Origin of the sequence: Bradyrhizobium sp. NBAIM01, from assembly GCF_020194115.1 — a bacterium.
GTDB lineage: Bacteria > Pseudomonadota > Alphaproteobacteria > Rhizobiales > Xanthobacteraceae > Bradyrhizobium > Bradyrhizobium yuanmingense.
This window is the reverse complement of sequence record NZ_JADYVU010000002.1, coordinates 243,143-259,017: the sequence shown is the minus strand read 5'-3', so window position 1 is coordinate 259,017 and position 15,875 is coordinate 243,143. Positions and strand designations below refer to the sequence as shown.

Below are 15,875 nucleotides of genomic sequence, written 5' to 3'. Positions count from 1 at the left end.
GAGAGCCGAGCTCTTTCGGGAGAGTTAATTCGACCGGGTAATCCCACGTCCGGCGCGATGCTTTTGCCCAGAGTGAATTTCGCCTTAAGACGGCACCTGCAAATTCGTTGCGGTTCCGGATGCGCCGCCAACGCGGCGCGTGCTTCACCCTCCCTTAAATTTCGCGGAGTAGGCCTTAAGCTACAGCGGAATTCGCGGAGAGAGGCGACGATGTCGAGCCTGCCCATGCAAGTCGCCTTGATGCTCGGCGAGACCATCGTCAAGGTGATCCCGGTCACCTTGGTGCTCGCGGCGGTCTTCACCGTGCTGGAGCATTTCTGGGCCTGCAATCCCGGCGCGCCGTGGTGGCGCAAGCGGGAGATCGTCACCGACATCTGCTACTGGTTCTTCGTTCCGGTGTTCGCCCGCACCATGCGGATTGGGCTGCTGGTTGTCGGCGCCAGCGTCGTCTTCAACATCCACGACGCCGACGAGCTCATCGCCTTTTACGACAATGGCCACGGTCCGCTGGCGCAGCTGCCGCTGTGGCTGCAGGCCGTGCTGTTCCTGGTGCTGTCCGATTTCATGCTGTACTGGCTGCATCGGCTTTTCCACGACGGCGGCTTCTGGAAATATCACGCCATCCATCATTCGTCGGAGGAGATCGGCTGGATCTCCGCGGCGCGCTTCCATCCGGTCAATCTCTTGCTCGGGACGATCAGCGTCGACGTCGTGCTGCTGATGGCAGGCATCTCCCCGAACGTCATGGTTTGGGTCGGCCCGTTCACCACCTTCCACTCGGCCTTCGTGCACGCCAACCTGAACTGGACTTTCGGACCGTTCAAATACGTGCTGGCGACGCCGGTCTTCCATCGCTGGCACCACACCTCGCTCGAAGAGGGCGGCGACACCAATTTCGCCGGAACGTTCCCGATCTGGGACGTGCTGTTCGGCACCTTCCGCATGCCGGAGGGCAGGCTGCCACAGGATTACGGCAAGGACGAAGCGGCCATGCCCAAGGAGATCGGGGGCCAGCTCGCCTATCCGTTCCGGCACTAAAGCATAATCCGAAAAAGTGCGAAGCAGTTTTCCGGAAAGATCATGCGTAAACAACAACCTAAAGCGCGATGACGATTCATCCAAAACTCATCGCGCTTTAGGGGACGGGCCCCGCAAATGTCCGTCCGTTCAAACAATACGCGGCGAGTTTGCGGAACGTTCACGAATTAAAGGCAGGTTAGCCGGGTCGGGCACCGGCTCCGCTGTATTCGTCGCTTCTGCCGGTTTGTGACGTCCCGGGGGTAAGAGTATGCGTAAAGAAATGCTGCGCCGTCATGTGCGCGTCTGTGTTCTGGTTGCCGCTGCGGTGCTGGCCTCGCCGGCCGCCAGCCTTGCCGAGCCCGTCGCCGATACCATCGCCGTCAATGTCGACCAGGCCAAGCTGGTGCGGCTGCCCGGCAAGGTGGCGACCATCGTGGTCGGCAATCCCCTGATCGCCGACGTCACGCTCCAGCCCGGCGGCATGATCGTCGTGACCGGAAAGGGCTACGGGGCCACCAACTTCATCGCGCTCGACCGCGGCGGCGAGATTCTGGTGGACCGCCAGATCCAGGTCGAAGGTCCGAGCGACCGGCTCGTCACCGTCTATCGCGGGGTCGAGCGGGAGTCCTACAGTTGCGTGCCGCTTTGCCAGCGCCGCGTGACGCTCGGCGACAGCGACACCTATTTCAACAACGCGATGAGCCAGGCCGGTACGCTGAGCAGCAGCGCCAGCGGAGGTGCGGGTGCCGGCGCGGCTGCCAAGCCAAACTAGCCCACGGGCGGGCCTCGATCCCGCCAAGCCACTCGATTCGAGGGCGGCACCTCGTTGCATGCCGTGCTTCCTCCCGCTTGCGGGCGCTGGTTAACGCGGTGTTAACGGCGCGGTCCGCCGGAAGCGGATCGTCTGAAACACTTAGACAATCAGTTTCCGCTATTGAACGGGCAGATGAACGCCGGCCGCTGGGGAATTTGACGAGATGCCATCGCCTGCACCTACGAGGTTCACGCTCCGGAAAGCGCTGCTCCGGTTTCGCGGCAACCGCCGCGGCTCCGCAGCCGTCGAATTTGCGCTGGTCGCACCGATGTTCTTCGCGCTGCTGTTCGCGATCCTCGAGACGGCGCTCATGTTCTTCTCCAGCCAGGTGCTCGAGACCATCGCGCAGGACTCCGCGCGCGCGATTCTAACCGGCCAGGCTCAGGCGCAGGGCGGCTCGGTGGCGGCCTGCCAGTCCGCGCCCAACACGGTCGCTGCATGCGATCAGACGACGTTCAAGACCTTCGTCTGCAGCAAGATTCCGGCGCTGTTCGATTGCAGCAAGCTGTACGTCGACGTCGTCAGCACCAGCTCGTTCGGGACGCTCAGCCTCACCAATTTCGGCAATTCCTGCACCTTCAATCCCTCCGGGATGCAGTACAGTGCCGGAACCTCCGGCCAGGTCGTCGTGGTGCGCCTGTTCTATCAATGGCCGCTCATCGTCACCGGCCTCGGCTACAACGCGGGATGCAGCAACAAGCGGCTGATGGTGGCGACGGTGGCGTTCAAGAACGAACCCTTCTGATGCAGATGGATCTGGGCGGACCGATGCGGGCGATTGCGAACATCTGGAGGAATGCACGCGGCTCCGTGCGCGGCTTCGTCGCCGACAAGCGCGCCCTGGCGGCGACCGAATTCGCGATCATCGTACCGCTGATGCTGGTGATGTTCTTCGGCACCGTGGAATTTTCGTCCGCCGTGGCGATCGACCGCAAAATCACGTTGATCGCGCGGACATTGTCCGATTTGACCTCGCAGTCGACCACGCTCAACGATGCCGGCATGAAGGATACGTTCACGGCAAGCATCTCCGTCGTCATGCCTTACGACGCTGCGCTCGTGAAGGGCACGATCTCCCAGATCTACATCGACGCCAACAGCATCGCCAAGGTCCAGTGGAGCAGGGCCGGCACGATTGCGAGCGGCGCGACGCAAGCCACGCTTGCGACCTCGGCTCGGAACGCCGGCGACACGGTCACCACGATGATTCCCCCGGCACTCTTGATTCCGTCGAGCTATCTCATCCTGAGCGAAGCCAACTACACTTACACGCCGACCATCGGCTACGTGTTGAAGTCGAGCGTAACCCTGAGCGATCTCTCCTACACGCGGCCGCGTCAGGTCACCTGCGTGCCCTACAACAACGTGCCGTCGACGTGTTGAGATCTGTCAGCCGCCCGTGACATGAAAAAGGCCGTGCGTTGCGCACGGCCTTTTTGCTTTGGCTCGCTGATCGGGCCGGCGCCCGGCGGGCTCAGCCCGCAGCGCGCAGGTTGTCCGCCGCAGACTTGCCGGAACGGCGGTCGGCCACGATCTCGTAGGAGATCTTCTGGCCCTCGCGGAGCGAGCCGAGGCCGGCGCGCTCCACGGCGCTGATGTGAACGAACACGTCCTGGCCGCCATCGTCGGGCTGAATGAAGCCATAGCCCTTGGTTGCGTTAAACCACTTCACGGTTCCCATGCTCACGGGGGTAGTCCCTCTCAGATAACACTATGTCGGAGCCCGCTCGCGCGGGCAGGGTTAGGATCGAATTTCTGGAAGGGTCGTCAGCGTGTCTGAACCGGCTGTACCGGTGGATGCCAATGTCGTCCGGCCGAAAATCGATTAATTCATTTTATCGGAAGCAACGGTTCGAAACAATCCGGACGCGCACGATTTTTTGATCCGCCGATGTCAACGGCGGATCAATCTACAGATCGGAATTCGAACCCGCGCCGCAGCCGACTAGCGGCGGCGGAATTGGCCGCCGCGCTGTCCGGGACGGGGCGGTCCGCCCGGCGTGCTGGGACGTTCGTCCTTGTGGCGGAAAATCAGCCGGCCCTTCTCGAGGTCATAGGGCGACATCTCCACCGTCACGCGGTCGCCCGCGAGCGTCTTGATGCGGTTCTTCTTCATCTTGCCGGCGGTATAGGCAACGATCTCGTGTCCGGCGTCGAGCTGCACGCGGTAGCGGGCATCGGGGAGGATTTCGGTGACCAGTCCTTCGAACTGGATCAGCTCTTCCTTAGCCATTGATATCTCCAGGTCGTGGACGGCTAGTGCGAATAGGGTTTGCGGTTCGGTTGGCTGTTTGGCCGACTCTGGCGGCGCAAAAAGGCAACGCCTTGTATCCCATCAGGGGTCCCGGCGCTATGCGCGGAACGCTGTTCCAGACGGTCGACAGGCGATGAATGCATCTTACCACCGGAGCGGCGGCGGCGAGAACCCTTGGGGGCATTCGGGCCACTGCCGGGCCGTCCGTCCGCATGCCTTGCCTCGGCGTGGCGTCCCTCACCGTGCCTGCCGTCGCCTTGCTTGCCGGCACTATGGTGGCGCCCGTCGGCATGCCGTTCGTCGGCGCGACGTCCGTCACCGTGGCGTGCGCCTTGCGGGCGCTGGCCCGGACGACCGCCCGGCCGGCCCTGTCGTTGCTGCGACGGGGCGGGACCGGCATCGCGGCGGCCGGCGTCGGTGCGGTGGTCCTCCCGCGGCAGGGCGACGCGAATCAGCCGCTCGATGTCGCGCAGATAGCCGAGCTCCTCGCCGCCCGCGACCAGCGAGATTGCGGTGCCGTCGGCTCCGGCGCGCGCGGTGCGGCCGATGCGGTGGACGTAGGTCTCCGGCACGTTCGGCAGGTCGAAGTTGATGACGTGACTGATGCCGTCGACGTCGATGCCGCGGGCGGCGATGTCGGTGGCGACCAGGGTGCGGATCTCTCCCGAGCGGAACTGGGCCAGCGTGCGCTCGCGATGGTTCTGCGACTTGTTGCCGTGGATGGCGTTGGCGGCGATCCCGGCCTTGGCCAGCGTCTTCACCACCTTGTCGGCGCCGTGCTTGGTGCGGGTGAAGACCAGCGCGCGGTTGATCGCCTCGTCCTGCAGCAGCTTGGTCAGGAAGGCCGGCTTGGCCGCGAAGTCGACCTGCAGGATGCGCTGGTTGATCCGCTCGGCGGTCGAGGACACCGGGGTCACCGCGACACGGGCGGGGTCGCGCAACATGGAATCGGCGAGCTCGGCGATGTCCTTCGGCATGGTGGCCGAGAAGAACAGCGTCTGCCGCTTGATCGGCAGCTTGGCGACGATTTTGCGAATGTCGTTGATGAAGCCCATGTCGAGCATGCGGTCGGCTTCGTCGAGCACGAGGAACTCGACGCTTGAAAGCTTCAAGCCGTTGCTCTGCACGAGGTCGAGCAGGCGGCCGGGGGTGGCGACCAGCACGTCGACGCCCTGCATCAGCGCGCGGACCTGGCGGCCCATCGGCACGCCGCCGATCGCGAGCGTCGAGGACAGGCGGATGTGGCGGCCGTAGGCGTTGAAGCTGTCGAGGATCTGCCCGGACAGCTCGCGGGTCGGCGACAGCACCAGCACGCGGGCGGTCTTGGGCTGCGGCTTGATGCGGTTCTCGAGCAGACGATGCAGGATCGGCAGCGCGAAGGACGCGGTCTTGCCGGTACCGGTCTGGGCGATGCCGACGACGTCGCGGCCGGTCAATGCCAGCGGGATGGTTTGGGCCTGGATCGGGGTTGGGGTGACGTAATTCTCTTCACGAAGAGCGCGCGCGATGGGTTCGGCGAGGCCGAAGTCCTGAAACGAAGTCAAAAGAGGGGTTCTTTCCATGTCAAAAGCGAACGCCCGGCGCATCAGCGCGGCGCGCGCAAAAGGGTGTCGAGAAGACACCTGCGTGTTTGGGGTGTCGGATGGCTTGGATGATATGGGGCAAGCCAGAGGCCCGTAGAGGGCTTAAGAACACGCGGCTCGCTACGACCCCTTGATTCGCAAGAGGTCTCGGACGCTCATATGGAACATCGAGGGGGCGCTTTCAAGGCACTTGCCTCCAAAACAGCGGGTGCGGTGCAAAAATACTGCTGCCAGAAATTTAGCCAGAATTGGCGATTTGCTTAGAAAGTAGTCTGACTGCCGCTTTCGCATACATTTATGTTGCCTATGATTTAGGCTGCAAGACTGCGGAGAAACTTCGATTTCTGGCAATTAGTTTTGCAAATTCAATAAGTTGATGGGTGCCCAGCCCATGGCATGGTTCTTGCGATTCCGTTAACCGCAGGCGGCCGTGGGGCCGTTTCGCAGCGTTTTTCACGTCTGCGTCAGGGAGATGAGGCACTCATGTTTAACAAATCCACTCACGATATAGCGGCGTCATTTAGCCGCCGCGGCGTGCTCGCTGCGACCGCCGGACTGATGCTCGGTCTGGCTTCATTGACTGGCGCAAAGGCCGCCGACGACACCATCAAGGTGGGTGTACTCCACTCCCTGTCCGGCACGATGGCAATCAGCGAAACCACGCTGAAGGACACCATCCTCTTCCTGATCGACGAGCAGAACAAGAAGGGCGGCGTGCTCGGCAAGAAGCTGGAGGCCGTCGTCGTCGATCCCGCATCGAACTGGCCGCTGTTCGCCGAGAAGGCGCGCGAGCTGATCACCAAGAACAAGGTCTCGGTCGTGTTCGGCTGCTGGACCTCGGTGTCGCGTAAGTCGGTGCTCCCGGTGTTCAAGGAGCTCAACAGCATCCTGTTCTACCCCGTGCAATACGAGGGTGAGGAGAGCGAGCGTAACGTGTTCTACACGGGGGCTGCGCCGAACCAGCAGGCGATCCCTGCCGTCGACTACCTCATGAAGGACGAGAAGGTGAAGCGCTGGGTGCTCGCGGGCACCGACTACGTCTATCCGCGCACCACCAACAAGATCCTGGAGGCCTATCTGAAGTCCAAGGGTGTCGCCCAGGAAGACATCATGATCAACTACACGCCGTTCGGTCATTCCGACTGGCAGACGATCGTGGCGGACATCAAGAAGTTCGGCTCGGCCGGCAAGAAGACCGCAGTGGTCTCGACCATCAACGGCGACGCCAACGTTCCCTTCTACAAGGAGCTCGGCAACCAGGGCATCAAGGCCAAGGACATCCCGGTGGTGGCGTTCTCGGTGGGTGAGGAAGAGCTCGCCGGCATCGACACCAAGCCGCTGGTCGGCCACCTCGCCGCCTGGAACTACTTCCAGTCGATCAAGTCGCCGGAGAACGAGAAGTTCATCAAGGCGTGGCAGGCCTACACCAAGAATCCGAAGCGCGTGACCAACGATCCGATGGAAGCGCACGTGATCGGCTTCGACATGTGGGTCAAGGCGGTCGAGAAGGTGAAGTCGACCGATCCCGACAAGGTCATCGACGCTCTCCCGGGCATCGAAGCCAAGAACCTGACCGGCGGCACCTCCAAGATGCTCCCGAACCACCATATCACCAAGCCGGTGTTCATCGGCGAGATCAAGGGCAACGGCCAGTTCGACGTGGTCTGGAAGACCCCGAGCCTCGTCCCCGGCGACGCCTGGTCGAAGGAGCTCGACGGCTCCAAGGACCTGATCGGCGACTGGGTCGGCAAGAAGTGCGGCAACTTCAACACCAAGTCCAACAAGTGCCTCGGCTCGGGCTCCTGATCCCGATCTGACGCTCCATTGCAAGACCGGAGAGGGCGGCGATCCCGCCGCCTTCTCCACTCATTTCTGCCGGGGTCATTCACAGTGCCAGCCCATTTGTCCGCTCGTCTCTGTTCGCTTGCACTCTCGTTGTTCCTGATTGCGTTCGCGCTGCCGGCCTTCGCCGGTCCGTTCGAGGATGCGGTCGCCAAATTCGCCAACGATGATTTTTCCGACACGGAAGAGGCGATCGGTGTGATCGCGGGCAGCGGCAGCAAGCTGGCTTTTCCGATCATCAATGCGCTTCAGGACGGTCGCCTCATGGCCGATCCCGACAGTAAGAAGGTCTACGTCACCGATGCGGACGGCAAGTCGATCGACGCTGCGACCGGCGAGGCCGTTGCCAGCGTTCCCGACAGTGCGAGCGCGGTTCGCCTCAACAACCGCCTGCGCCGCAGCGTCGACGCCGCACTCGGGAGCCTGACGCTGCAGTCTCCGGATCTGGGAACGCGCCTGCAAGCCGCGCAGTCCGTCTTCAAGTCGCACGAGGAGACCGCGCTCGAGGCGGTCGATGCCGCGCTTGCCAAGGAAGCCAACAAATCCGTCAAGGCGGCGCTCACTGAGGCCCGAGCCGCGATCCTGCTGTTCAAGTCCGACGCCACCGAGGTCGAGAAGCTCGAAGCGGTCGCAACCCTCAAGGCGCGGGGCGACCAGGATGCGCTGGCGCTGCTCACCGGCATGGGCGACCAGCCGGCCTCGGTCACCAAGGCCGCCGCGAGCGCGATCGGCTCGATCCAGAATTCGCTCGCGGTCTGGTCGATGGTGCAGAATGCCTGGTACGGTCTCTCGCTCGGCTCGGTGCTGCTGCTCGCCGCGATCGGGCTCGCCATTACATTCGGCGTGATGGGCGTCATCAACATGGCGCATGGCGAGATGGTGATGATCGGAGCCTACACCACCTTCGTGGTGCAGGAGGTGATCCGCACCCGCTATCCCGGCCTGTTCGACTATTCGCTCTTGATCGCCGTGCCGCTTGCCTTCCTCGTCGCCGGCGCGATCGGCGTCTTGATCGAGCGCAGCATCATCCGCTTCCTCTATGGCCGCCCGCTGGAGACGCTGCTCGCGACCTGGGGCCTGTCGCTGGTGCTGCAGCAGGCGGTACGCACCATGTTCGGCCCGACCAATCGCGAGGTCGGCAACCCCTCCTGGATGAGCGGCGCGTTCGAACTCGGCCAGATCACCATCACCTATAACCGGCTCTGGATTCTTCTCTTCACGCTCGCCGTGTTCGCGATCCTGCTCGCGATGCTGCGCTACACCGCGCTGGGCCTCGAAATGCGCGCGGTGACGCAGAACCGCCGCATGGCGGCTTCGATGGGCATCGCCACCTCGCGCGTCGACGCGCTGACCTTCGGCCTCGGCTCGGGCATTGCAGGCATCGCCGGCGTCGCGCTGTCGCAGATCGACAATGTCAGCCCCAATCTCGGCCAGAGCTACATCATCGACAGCTTCATGGTCGTGGTGTTCGGCGGGGTCGGCAATCTCTGGGGCACGCTGGTCGGCGCCTTCACGCTCGGCATCGCCAACAAGTTCCTGGAGCCGGTCGCCGGTGCCGTGCTCGGCAAGATCGCGATCCTGGTTCTCATCATCCTGTTCATTCAAAAGCGGCCGCGCGGCCTGTTCGCGCTCAAAGGCCGTGCGGTGGAAGCATGACCCCTCACATGCTGACGCGATCGCTGGACCGCAGCGCGACGATCTTCCTTGCCGTCGTCGCGACCTGCGGCATCCTCATTCCGCTCTCCAACCTGCTGCTGCCCGCGGGCTCGTTCCTGCAGGTGCCGACCTATCTCGTCGCGCTCTGGGGCAAGTATGTCTGCTACGCCATCCTGGCGCTGTCGATCGACCTGATCTGGGGCTATTGCGGCATCCTCTCGCTCGGTCACGGCGCCTTCTTCGCGCTCGGCGGCTACGCCATGGGCATGTACCTGATGCGGCAGATCGGCACCCGCGGCGTCTACGGCAATCCGATCCTGCCCGACTTCATGGTGTTCCTGAACTGGGAGAAGCTGCCCTGGTACTGGTACGGCTTCGACATGTTCTGGTTCGCGGCGCTGATGGTGCTGGTCGTACCGGGCCTGCTCGCCTTCTGCTTCGGCTGGCTCGCCTTCCGCTCACGTGTCACCGGCGTTTATCTGTCGATCATCACGCAGGCGATGACCTACGCGCTGCTGCTCGCCTTCTTCCGCAACGACTTTGGTTTCGGCGGCAATAACGGCCTGACCGACTTCAAGGACATCCTGGGCTTCAACGTCCAGGCGGAGGGGACGCGCGCCGCGTTGTTCGCGCTGAGCTGTCTGGCGCTGATCATCGGCTTCCTGATCTGCCGCGCCATCGTCTCCTCCAAGCTCGGCAAGGTCTTGATTGCCGTGCGCGACGCGGAATCGCGCACGCGCTTCCTCGGCTACCGCGTCGAATCCTACAAGCTGTTCGTGTTCACGGTGTCGGCCTGCATGGCCGGCGTTGCCGGCGCGCTCTACGTGCCGCAGGTCGGCATCATCAACCCGAGCGAATTCGCCCCCGGCAATTCGATCGAGGCGGTGATCTGGGTCGCGGTCGGCGGCCGCGGCACGCTGGTCGGCGCGGCGCTCGGCGCCGTCGTCGTCAACTACGCCAAGACGTTCTTCACCTCGGGCGTGCTCGCGCCGTACTGGCTGTTCATGCTGGGCGCATTGTTCATCCTGGTGACGCTGCTGCTGCCCAAGGGCATCGTCGGCACCTTCAATGCCTGGTGGGATCAATCGAAGGAAAGACGCACCTCCGCCACCTCCATGAGTGCCGCGGCCGAAGACGGCGTCACCGAACCCAAGATGGCGGAGTAAGCGGTCATGAACGTCATGGACACCCGCGCGACCTCCGCGATGCTTTATCTGGACGGCGTGCACGTCTCGTTCGACGGCTTCCACGCCATCAACAATCTGTCGCTGACGCTCGAGCCCGGCGAGATGCGCGCCATCATCGGCCCGAACGGCGCCGGCAAGACCACGATGATGGACATCATCACCGGCAAGACCAAGCCGGATGAAGGCACCGTGCTGTTCGACGGCGTCACCGACCTGACGCGCCTCGACGAGACCCGCATCGCCGAGCTCGGCATCGGCCGCAAGTTCCAGAAGCCGACCGTGTTCGAGAGCCAGACCGTGCAGGACAACCTCCTGCTGGCGCTCAATGTCGACCATTCGGTCCGCGGCACGCTGTTCTGGCGCGGCAGCAAGGCGGAGGCCGAACGCATCGACAAGGTGCTGGAGACGATCCGCCTCACCGAGGCTCGCAATCGTCTCGCCGGCAGCCTCAGCCACGGCCAGAAGCAATGGCTGGAGATCGGCATGCTGCTGGCGCAGGATCCGAAACTGCTGCTGGTCGACGAGCCCGTCGCGGGAATGACCGACGTCGAGACGCATCTCACCGCCGAGCTGCTGAAGGAAATCAACAAGACCCACACCGTCATGGTGGTCGAGCACGACATGACCTTCGTGCGCGAGCTTGGCGTCAAGGTCACCTGCCTGCACGAAGGCACGGTGCTCGCGGAAGGGACCATCGACCAGGTCTCGTCCAACGAGCGGGTCATCGAAGTGTATTTGGGAAGGTAGCGAATGGCGAATACAGAATGGCGAATGGACTGGCCGCTTCTCCTATTCGCTACTCGCCATTCGCTATTCGCCCGCAAAGGTGTTTCCGATGCTTGAAGTGAAAGACATCAACCTGTTTTACGGTGCTGCCCAGGCGTTGCGCGGCGTCTCGATCTCGGCCGAGCCCGGCAAGGTCACGTGCGTGCTCGGACGCAACGGCGTCGGCAAGACCTCGCTGCTGCGCGCGATGGTCGGGCAATATCCGATCTCGTCGGGCGCAATCGTGTTCGACGGCAGCGATATCACCGGCCTCAGGCCGTACGAGCGGGCGCGCAAGGGCATCGGCTTCGTGCCGCAGGGCCGCGAGATCTTCCCGCTGCTGACAGTCGAGGAGAACCTCAAGACCGGCTTCGGCCCGCTCAAGCGCGAGGACAAGCACATTCCGGACGACGTGTTCTCGCTGTTTCCGGTGCTGCAATCCATGCTGGGCCGGCGCGGCGGCGACCTCTCCGGCGGCCAGCAGCAGCAGCTCGCGATCGGCCGCGCGCTGGTGATGCGGCCAAAACTACTTTTGCTCGACGAGCCCACCGAAGGCATCCAGCCCTCGATCATCAAGGACATCGGCCGCGCCATCTCGTATCTGCGCAATCTCGGCAACATCGCCATTGTGCTGGTCGAACAATATCTCGACTTTGCCTGCGAACTCGGCGACAGTTTCGCGGTGATGGATCGCGGCGCAGTGAAGTTCACCTGCGACCGCTCCAATCTCGATCCGGCCGAGATCAGCCGCCAGATGGCGCTGTAGGCCATTCTGCCGCGACCGGCTGGGGAGGCGGATGCGCAGCGAATTGTCAGTCACATCCACCGTGTTTGAGGCAAACCGTGCCCGCGGCGCGGTGCGCTTCGACGTGCATGCGCGCGACGGGGTGACACGGCGCGGCACCTTGCATGAATCCGGTTCGCTCCGCGTCCGCTTTCCCTCGCCGGAAGATCAGGGTCTGTCCGGCGTGTTCGTCAACACGGCCGGCGGTGTTGCCGGCGGTGATCGCTTTGATATCGAGATAGCGGCGGCGGATGCAGCGCGGCTGACGCTGACCACAGCGGCCGCCGAAAAGGTCTATCGCACGCCCGGAGCGGCAGCGCAGCTCAACATCGCCCTGAAGGTCGGCGCGGACGCGCATCTTGCCTGGCTGCCCCAGGAGACGATTCTGTTCGACCGTGCCCGCGTCCAGCGCCGCTTCGACATCGACCTCGACGAGGCGGCCTCGCTCCTGCTCTGCGAGATCGTGGTGTTCGGCCGCACCGCCATGGGCGAGCGGATGGAGCAGGGCGAGTTCGTCGACCGCTGGCGGCTACGCCGCGGCGGGCGGCTGGTGTTCGCCGAGACGGTCCGGCTCGACGGCGATATCGGTGCCAAGCTTGCACGGCCCGCGGTCGCCAAAGGTGGCGCGGCGATCGGCACAGCCCTGATCGTGCCCGGCGACGAAGCCCTGGTCGAGCGCATCCGCGAGGCGTCGGAATCGTTCTCCGGCGAAGCCGGAATCTCGGCCTGGAATGGCTTTGCAATGGCGCGGTTCTGTGCCCAAGATGCGGCGCGCTTGCGCGCCGACATGATGACGGTGCTGGCGCGCACCGGTGCGGCCCTGCCGCGGCTCTGGCTGAACTAGACTGGTTGAATTGACGTGTTGAACGGAAGAGATGTCGCATGAATCTGTCTCCCCGCGAAAAGGACAAGCTTTTGATCTCGATGGCGGCGATCGTGGCCCGCCGCCGGCTGGACCGCGGCGTCAAGCTCAACCATCCCGAGGCGATCGCGATCATCTCCGACTTCATTCTGGAAGGCGCGCGTGACGGCCGCACCGTCGCCGAGCTGATGCAGTCAGGCGCGCAAGTTCTGACCCGCGACCAGGTGATGCCGGGCATTCCCGAGATGATCCACGACATCCAGGTCGAGGCGACTTTTCCTGATGGCACCAAGCTCGTCACCGTGCACGAGCCGATCAGGTAGGAGCAGAGCATGATCCCCGGCGAACTCTTCATTCAGGACGGCGAGATCGAGCTCAACGCCGGCCGCAAGACCGTGACGCTGACGGTCGCCAATACCGGCGACCGCCCGATCCAGGTTGGCTCGCACTACCATTTCTTCGAGACCAATCCCGCGCTGAAGTTCGACCGCAAGAAGGCGCGCGGCATGCGCCTCGACATCGCCGCCGGCACCGCCGTCCGCTTCGAACCCGGCCAGACCCGCGACGTTCAACTCGTCGCCATGGCGGGGAAGAAGACGATCTACGGCTTCCGCGGCGATGTGATGGGGAAGCTGTGACCTCCGCAGGAACGAGCACGCCGCGGCATGGTTGAGGCGGAAACGGAGGTAATTTCCATGCTCTCGCCAATCCGCCTCGTCTCGGAAGCTGCCGAGCTCGCCGCGCAGCGCCATAACGGCATGGCGCGCAAGGGCCGCGGCAACGAGCCCTATATCAATCATCTCGCCGAGGTCGCGAACCTGCTCGCGACCGCGACCAACGGCGCCGATGCCGAGCTGGTCGCGGCCGGCTGGCTGCACGATACCATCGAGGACACCGACACCACGCGCGAGGAACTCGCGCAGAGATTTTCCGATCGGGTCGCGTCCCTCGTTGCCGAGTGCACCGACGACATGAGCTTGCCGAAAGCGAAGCGGCGGCAGAAGCAGATCGAGGACGCGCCCCACAAATCGCCGGGCGCCAAGCTGATCAAGATCGCCGACAAGATCAGCAATACGGGCGCGCGCATTCAAACCGATCCGAGTGCTGGGGAGCGCGAAGATCTCGCCGACTATATCGCCTGGGCCACGCAGGTCGTGGCGGGGTGCCGCGGCGGCAATGCGTGGCTCGACGAAAAATTCGATGACGCCGTGAAAGCAGCAAAGGCCTTGCTGTGACCAACCAGACATTCAATCGCAAACGGGGCTTGTGATGTCCGTCAAGATGAAGCGTTCCGTCTATGCCGACATGTTCGGCCCGACCACCGGCGACAAGGTGCGGCTGGCCGACACCGACCTCATCATCGAGGTCGAGAAGGATTTCACCACCTATGGCGAGGAGGTGAAGTTCGGCGGCGGCAAGGTGATCCGCGATGGCATGGGGCAGTCGCAGGTCACCAACAGGCAGGGCGCGGCCGATACCGTCATCACCAATGCGCTGATCGTGGACCATTGGGGCATCGTGAAGGCCGACGTCGCTATCAAGGACGGCATGATCGCAGGCATCGGCAAGGCCGGCAATCCCGACATCCAGCCCGGGGTCACCATCATCATCGGCCCCGGCACCGACGTGATCGCGGGTGAGGGCAAGATCCTCACCGCCGGCGGCTTCGACAGCCACATCCATTTCATCTGTCCGCAGCAGATCGAGCACGCGCTGATGTCAGGGGTCACCTCGATGCTGGGGGGCGGCACCGGCCCGTCGCACGGCACCTTCGCGACCACCTGTACGCCGGGGCCCTGGCATATGGGGCGGATGATCCAGTCGTTCGACGCCTTCCCGGTCAATCTCGGCATTTCCGGCAAGGGCAACGCCTCGCGGCCCGCCGCGCTGGTCGAGATGATCAGGGCCGGCGCCTGTGCGCTGAAGCTGCACGAGGATTGGGGCACCACGCCGGCCGCGATCGACAATTGCCTGTCGGTCGCCGACGATCACGACATCCAGGTGATGATCCACACCGACACGCTGAACGAATCCGGCTTCGTCGAGGACACGATCAAGGCCTTCAAGGGACGCACCATCCACGCCTTCCACACCGAAGGCGCCGGCGGCGGCCATGCTCCTGACATCATCAAGGTCGCCGGCCTGAAGAACGTGCTGCCCTCGTCGACCAACCCGACGCGGCCGTTCACCCGCAACACCATCGACGAGCATCTGGACATGCTGATGGTGTGCCACCATCTGGATCCGTCCATCGCCGAAGATCTGGCGTTCGCCGAGAGCCGTATCCGCAAGGAGACGATCGCGGCCGAAGACATCCTGCACGACCTCGGCGCGCTCTCGATGATGTCCTCGGACTCGCAGGCCATGGGCCGCCTCGGCGAAGTCATCATCCGGACCTGGCAGACCGCGGACAAGATGAAAAAGCAGCGCGGGTCGCTGCCGCAGGACAAGGGCAAGGACAACGACAATTTCCGCGTCAAGCGCTACATCGCCAAGTACACCATCAATCCCGCCATCGCGCACGGCGTGTCGAAGCTGATCGGCTCGGTCGAGAAGGGCAAGCTTGCCGACCTCGTGCTGTGGTCGCCGGCCTTCTTCGGCGTCAAGCCGGACTGCATCGTCAAGGGCGGCACCATCGTCGCGGCGCCCATGGGCGATCCCAACGCCTCGATCCCGACGCCGCAGCCGGTGCATTACCAGCCGATGTTCGGCGCGTTCGGCAAGGCGCGTACGGCATCCTCGGTGGTGTTCACCTCCAAGGCCGCGGTCACCGGTGGCCTCGCGCGAAAGCTCGGCATCGAGAAGAAGCTCTATGCAGTCCAGAACACCCGCGGCAAAATCTCCAAGAAGAGCATGATCCACAACGACGCCACGCCCGATATCGAGGTCGATCCGGAGACCTATGAAGTGCGCGCCGATGGCGAGCTCCTGACCTGTGCTCCGGCGGAGGTGCTGCCGATGGCGCAGCGATATTTCATGTACTGAAATAGCGCCTCGACGCATGTCCCCGGCGGTGTCCCGGGACGGCTTTTTGCGGTTTTGCGTTCGGTCCCGCCTGGTCTAATGTCCCGCCCGGTATCGTAACCCTCAGAAGAAAAGCCGGGAGGA

17 protein-coding genes are annotated in these 15,875 nt (G+C 63.7%); 14 read left to right on the top strand and 3 right to left on the bottom strand.

Features of this window, described 5'->3' with window-relative positions:
* Positions 1 to 210 precede the first annotated feature (210 nt).
* The 4 genes from I6F31_RS07590 (at position 211) to I6F31_RS07575 (ending at position 3,217) form a co-directional block, all read left to right on the top strand.
* Complete coding sequence (locus I6F31_RS07590; RefSeq protein WP_036036840.1) at positions 211 to 1,038, top strand: sterol desaturase family protein; 828 nt, start codon at positions 211 to 213, stop codon at positions 1,036 to 1,038.
* Between the two features lie 250 nt (positions 1,039 to 1,288).
* Positions 1,289 to 1,792 (top strand): pilus assembly protein N-terminal domain-containing protein, encoded by a 504-nt coding sequence (locus I6F31_RS07585; RefSeq protein ID WP_035998084.1) that lies wholly within the window; start codon positions 1,289 to 1,291, stop codon positions 1,790 to 1,792.
* 205 nt (positions 1,793 to 1,997) lie between these two features.
* Positions 1,998 to 2,579 carry a TadE/TadG family type IV pilus assembly protein gene (locus I6F31_RS07580; protein ID WP_035998094.1) on the top strand — a complete coding sequence of 194 codons (582 nt, stop codon included), beginning with the start codon at positions 1,998 to 2,000 and terminating at the stop codon, positions 2,577 to 2,579.
* A 5-nt stretch (positions 2,580 to 2,584) separates the two neighbouring features.
* Positions 2,585 to 3,217, top strand: coding sequence for a TadE/TadG family type IV pilus assembly protein (locus I6F31_RS07575; protein ID WP_081493699.1), 633 nt, complete (start codon positions 2,585 to 2,587; stop codon positions 3,215 to 3,217).
* Positions 3,218 to 3,308: 91 nt separating this feature from the next.
* Here I6F31_RS07575 and I6F31_RS07570 read toward each other — a convergent pair whose 3' ends face one another.
* The 3 genes from I6F31_RS07570 to I6F31_RS07560 all read right to left on the bottom strand — a co-directional run bounded on the left by I6F31_RS07570 (position 3,309) and on the right by I6F31_RS07560 (position 5,674).
* Entirely contained in the window at positions 3,309 to 3,521 is a 213-nt protein-coding gene (locus tag I6F31_RS07570) for a cold-shock protein (RefSeq protein ID WP_035998097.1), read from the bottom strand.
* 258 nt (positions 3,522 to 3,779) lie between these two features.
* On the bottom strand, positions 3,780 to 4,067 hold the full coding sequence (gene infA / locus I6F31_RS07565; protein ID WP_035998101.1) for a translation initiation factor IF-1: 288 nt from the start codon (positions 4,065 to 4,067) through the stop codon (positions 3,780 to 3,782).
* A 23-nt stretch (positions 4,068 to 4,090) separates the two neighbouring features.
* Positions 4,091 to 5,674 (bottom strand): DEAD/DEAH box helicase, encoded by a 1,584-nt coding sequence (locus I6F31_RS07560; protein WP_225134623.1) that lies wholly within the window; start codon positions 5,672 to 5,674, stop codon positions 4,091 to 4,093.
* A gap of 480 nt (positions 5,675 to 6,154) precedes the next feature.
* Here I6F31_RS07560 and urtA point away from each other — a divergent pair, with 480 nt between their 5' ends.
* The 10 genes from urtA (at position 6,155) to ureC (ending at position 15,752) form a co-directional block, all read left to right on the top strand.
* The gene (urtA, locus tag I6F31_RS07555) at positions 6,155 to 7,477 is read left to right on the top strand and encodes an urea ABC transporter substrate-binding protein (RefSeq protein WP_035998103.1); all 1,323 of its coding nucleotides are present in this window, start codon (positions 6,155 to 6,157) and stop codon (positions 7,475 to 7,477) included.
* An 84-nt stretch (positions 7,478 to 7,561) separates the two neighbouring features.
* Positions 7,562 to 9,169 (top strand): urea ABC transporter permease subunit UrtB, encoded by a 1,608-nt coding sequence (urtB, locus tag I6F31_RS07550; RefSeq protein WP_035998106.1) that lies wholly within the window; start codon positions 7,562 to 7,564, stop codon positions 9,167 to 9,169.
* Complete coding sequence (urtC, locus tag I6F31_RS07545) at positions 9,166 to 10,335, top strand: urea ABC transporter permease subunit UrtC (RefSeq protein ID WP_225146393.1); 1,170 nt, start codon at positions 9,166 to 9,168, stop codon at positions 10,333 to 10,335. Before urtB ends, urtC begins: the two co-directional genes overlap by 4 nt.
* A gap of 6 nt (positions 10,336 to 10,341) precedes the next feature.
* Entirely contained in the window at positions 10,342 to 11,103 is a 762-nt protein-coding gene (urtD, locus tag I6F31_RS07540; protein ID WP_036021617.1) for an urea ABC transporter ATP-binding protein UrtD, read from the top strand.
* Between the two features lie 88 nt (positions 11,104 to 11,191).
* A complete protein-coding gene (urtE, locus tag I6F31_RS07535; RefSeq protein ID WP_225141073.1) occupies positions 11,192 to 11,887 on the top strand; it encodes an urea ABC transporter ATP-binding subunit UrtE in 696 nt (231 codons plus the stop codon).
* A gap of 31 nt (positions 11,888 to 11,918) precedes the next feature.
* On the top strand, positions 11,919 to 12,749 hold the full coding sequence (locus I6F31_RS07530) for an urease accessory protein UreD (RefSeq protein WP_225146394.1): 831 nt from the start codon (positions 11,919 to 11,921) through the stop codon (positions 12,747 to 12,749).
* A 38-nt stretch (positions 12,750 to 12,787) separates the two neighbouring features.
* Positions 12,788 to 13,090, top strand: a complete 303-nt coding sequence (locus I6F31_RS07525; RefSeq protein ID WP_007605424.1) for an urease subunit gamma — start codon at positions 12,788 to 12,790, stop codon at positions 13,088 to 13,090.
* A gap of 9 nt (positions 13,091 to 13,099) precedes the next feature.
* Entirely contained in the window at positions 13,100 to 13,405 is a 306-nt protein-coding gene (locus I6F31_RS07520; RefSeq protein ID WP_026202067.1) for an urease subunit beta, read from the top strand.
* Positions 13,406 to 13,462: 57 nt separating this feature from the next.
* Positions 13,463 to 14,002, top strand: coding sequence for an HD domain-containing protein (locus I6F31_RS07515; RefSeq protein ID WP_036021623.1), 540 nt, complete (start codon positions 13,463 to 13,465; stop codon positions 14,000 to 14,002).
* Between the two features lie 34 nt (positions 14,003 to 14,036).
* Entirely contained in the window at positions 14,037 to 15,752 is a 1,716-nt protein-coding gene (gene ureC, locus I6F31_RS07510; RefSeq protein ID WP_057028153.1) for an urease subunit alpha, read from the top strand.
* The last annotated feature ends 123 nt before the right edge of the window (positions 15,753 to 15,875 follow it).

Coding starts and splice junctions, on each gene's coding strand:
- I6F31_RS07590 (WP_036036840.1), top strand. CDS start 211: ATGTCGAGCCTGCCCATGCAAGTCGCCTTGATGCTCGGCGAGACCATC.
- I6F31_RS07585 (WP_035998084.1), top strand. CDS start 1,289: ATGCGTAAAGAAATGCTGCGCCGTCATGTGCGCGTCTGTGTTCTGGTT.
- I6F31_RS07580 (WP_035998094.1), top strand. CDS start 1,998: ATGCCATCGCCTGCACCTACGAGGTTCACGCTCCGGAAAGCGCTGCTC.
- I6F31_RS07575 (WP_081493699.1), top strand. CDS start 2,585: ATGGATCTGGGCGGACCGATGCGGGCGATTGCGAACATCTGGAGGAAT.
- infA (WP_035998101.1), bottom strand. CDS start 4,067: ATGGCTAAGGAAGAGCTGATCCAGTTCGAAGGACTGGTCACCGAAATC.
- I6F31_RS07560 (WP_225134623.1), bottom strand. CDS start 5,674: ATGCGCCGGGCGTTCGCTTTTGACATGGAAAGAACCCCTCTTTTGACT.
- urtA (WP_035998103.1), top strand. CDS start 6,155: ATGTTTAACAAATCCACTCACGATATAGCGGCGTCATTTAGCCGCCGC.
- urtC (WP_225146393.1), top strand. CDS start 9,166: ATGACCCCTCACATGCTGACGCGATCGCTGGACCGCAGCGCGACGATC.
- urtD (WP_036021617.1), top strand. CDS start 10,342: ATGAACGTCATGGACACCCGCGCGACCTCCGCGATGCTTTATCTGGAC.
- urtE (WP_225141073.1), top strand. CDS start 11,192: ATGCTTGAAGTGAAAGACATCAACCTGTTTTACGGTGCTGCCCAGGCG.
- I6F31_RS07530 (WP_225146394.1), top strand. CDS start 11,919: ATGCGCAGCGAATTGTCAGTCACATCCACCGTGTTTGAGGCAAACCGT.
- I6F31_RS07525 (WP_007605424.1), top strand. CDS start 12,788: ATGAATCTGTCTCCCCGCGAAAAGGACAAGCTTTTGATCTCGATGGCG.
- I6F31_RS07520 (WP_026202067.1), top strand. CDS start 13,100: ATGATCCCCGGCGAACTCTTCATTCAGGACGGCGAGATCGAGCTCAAC.
- I6F31_RS07515 (WP_036021623.1), top strand. CDS start 13,463: ATGCTCTCGCCAATCCGCCTCGTCTCGGAAGCTGCCGAGCTCGCCGCG.
- ureC (WP_057028153.1), top strand. CDS start 14,037: ATGTCCGTCAAGATGAAGCGTTCCGTCTATGCCGACATGTTCGGCCCG.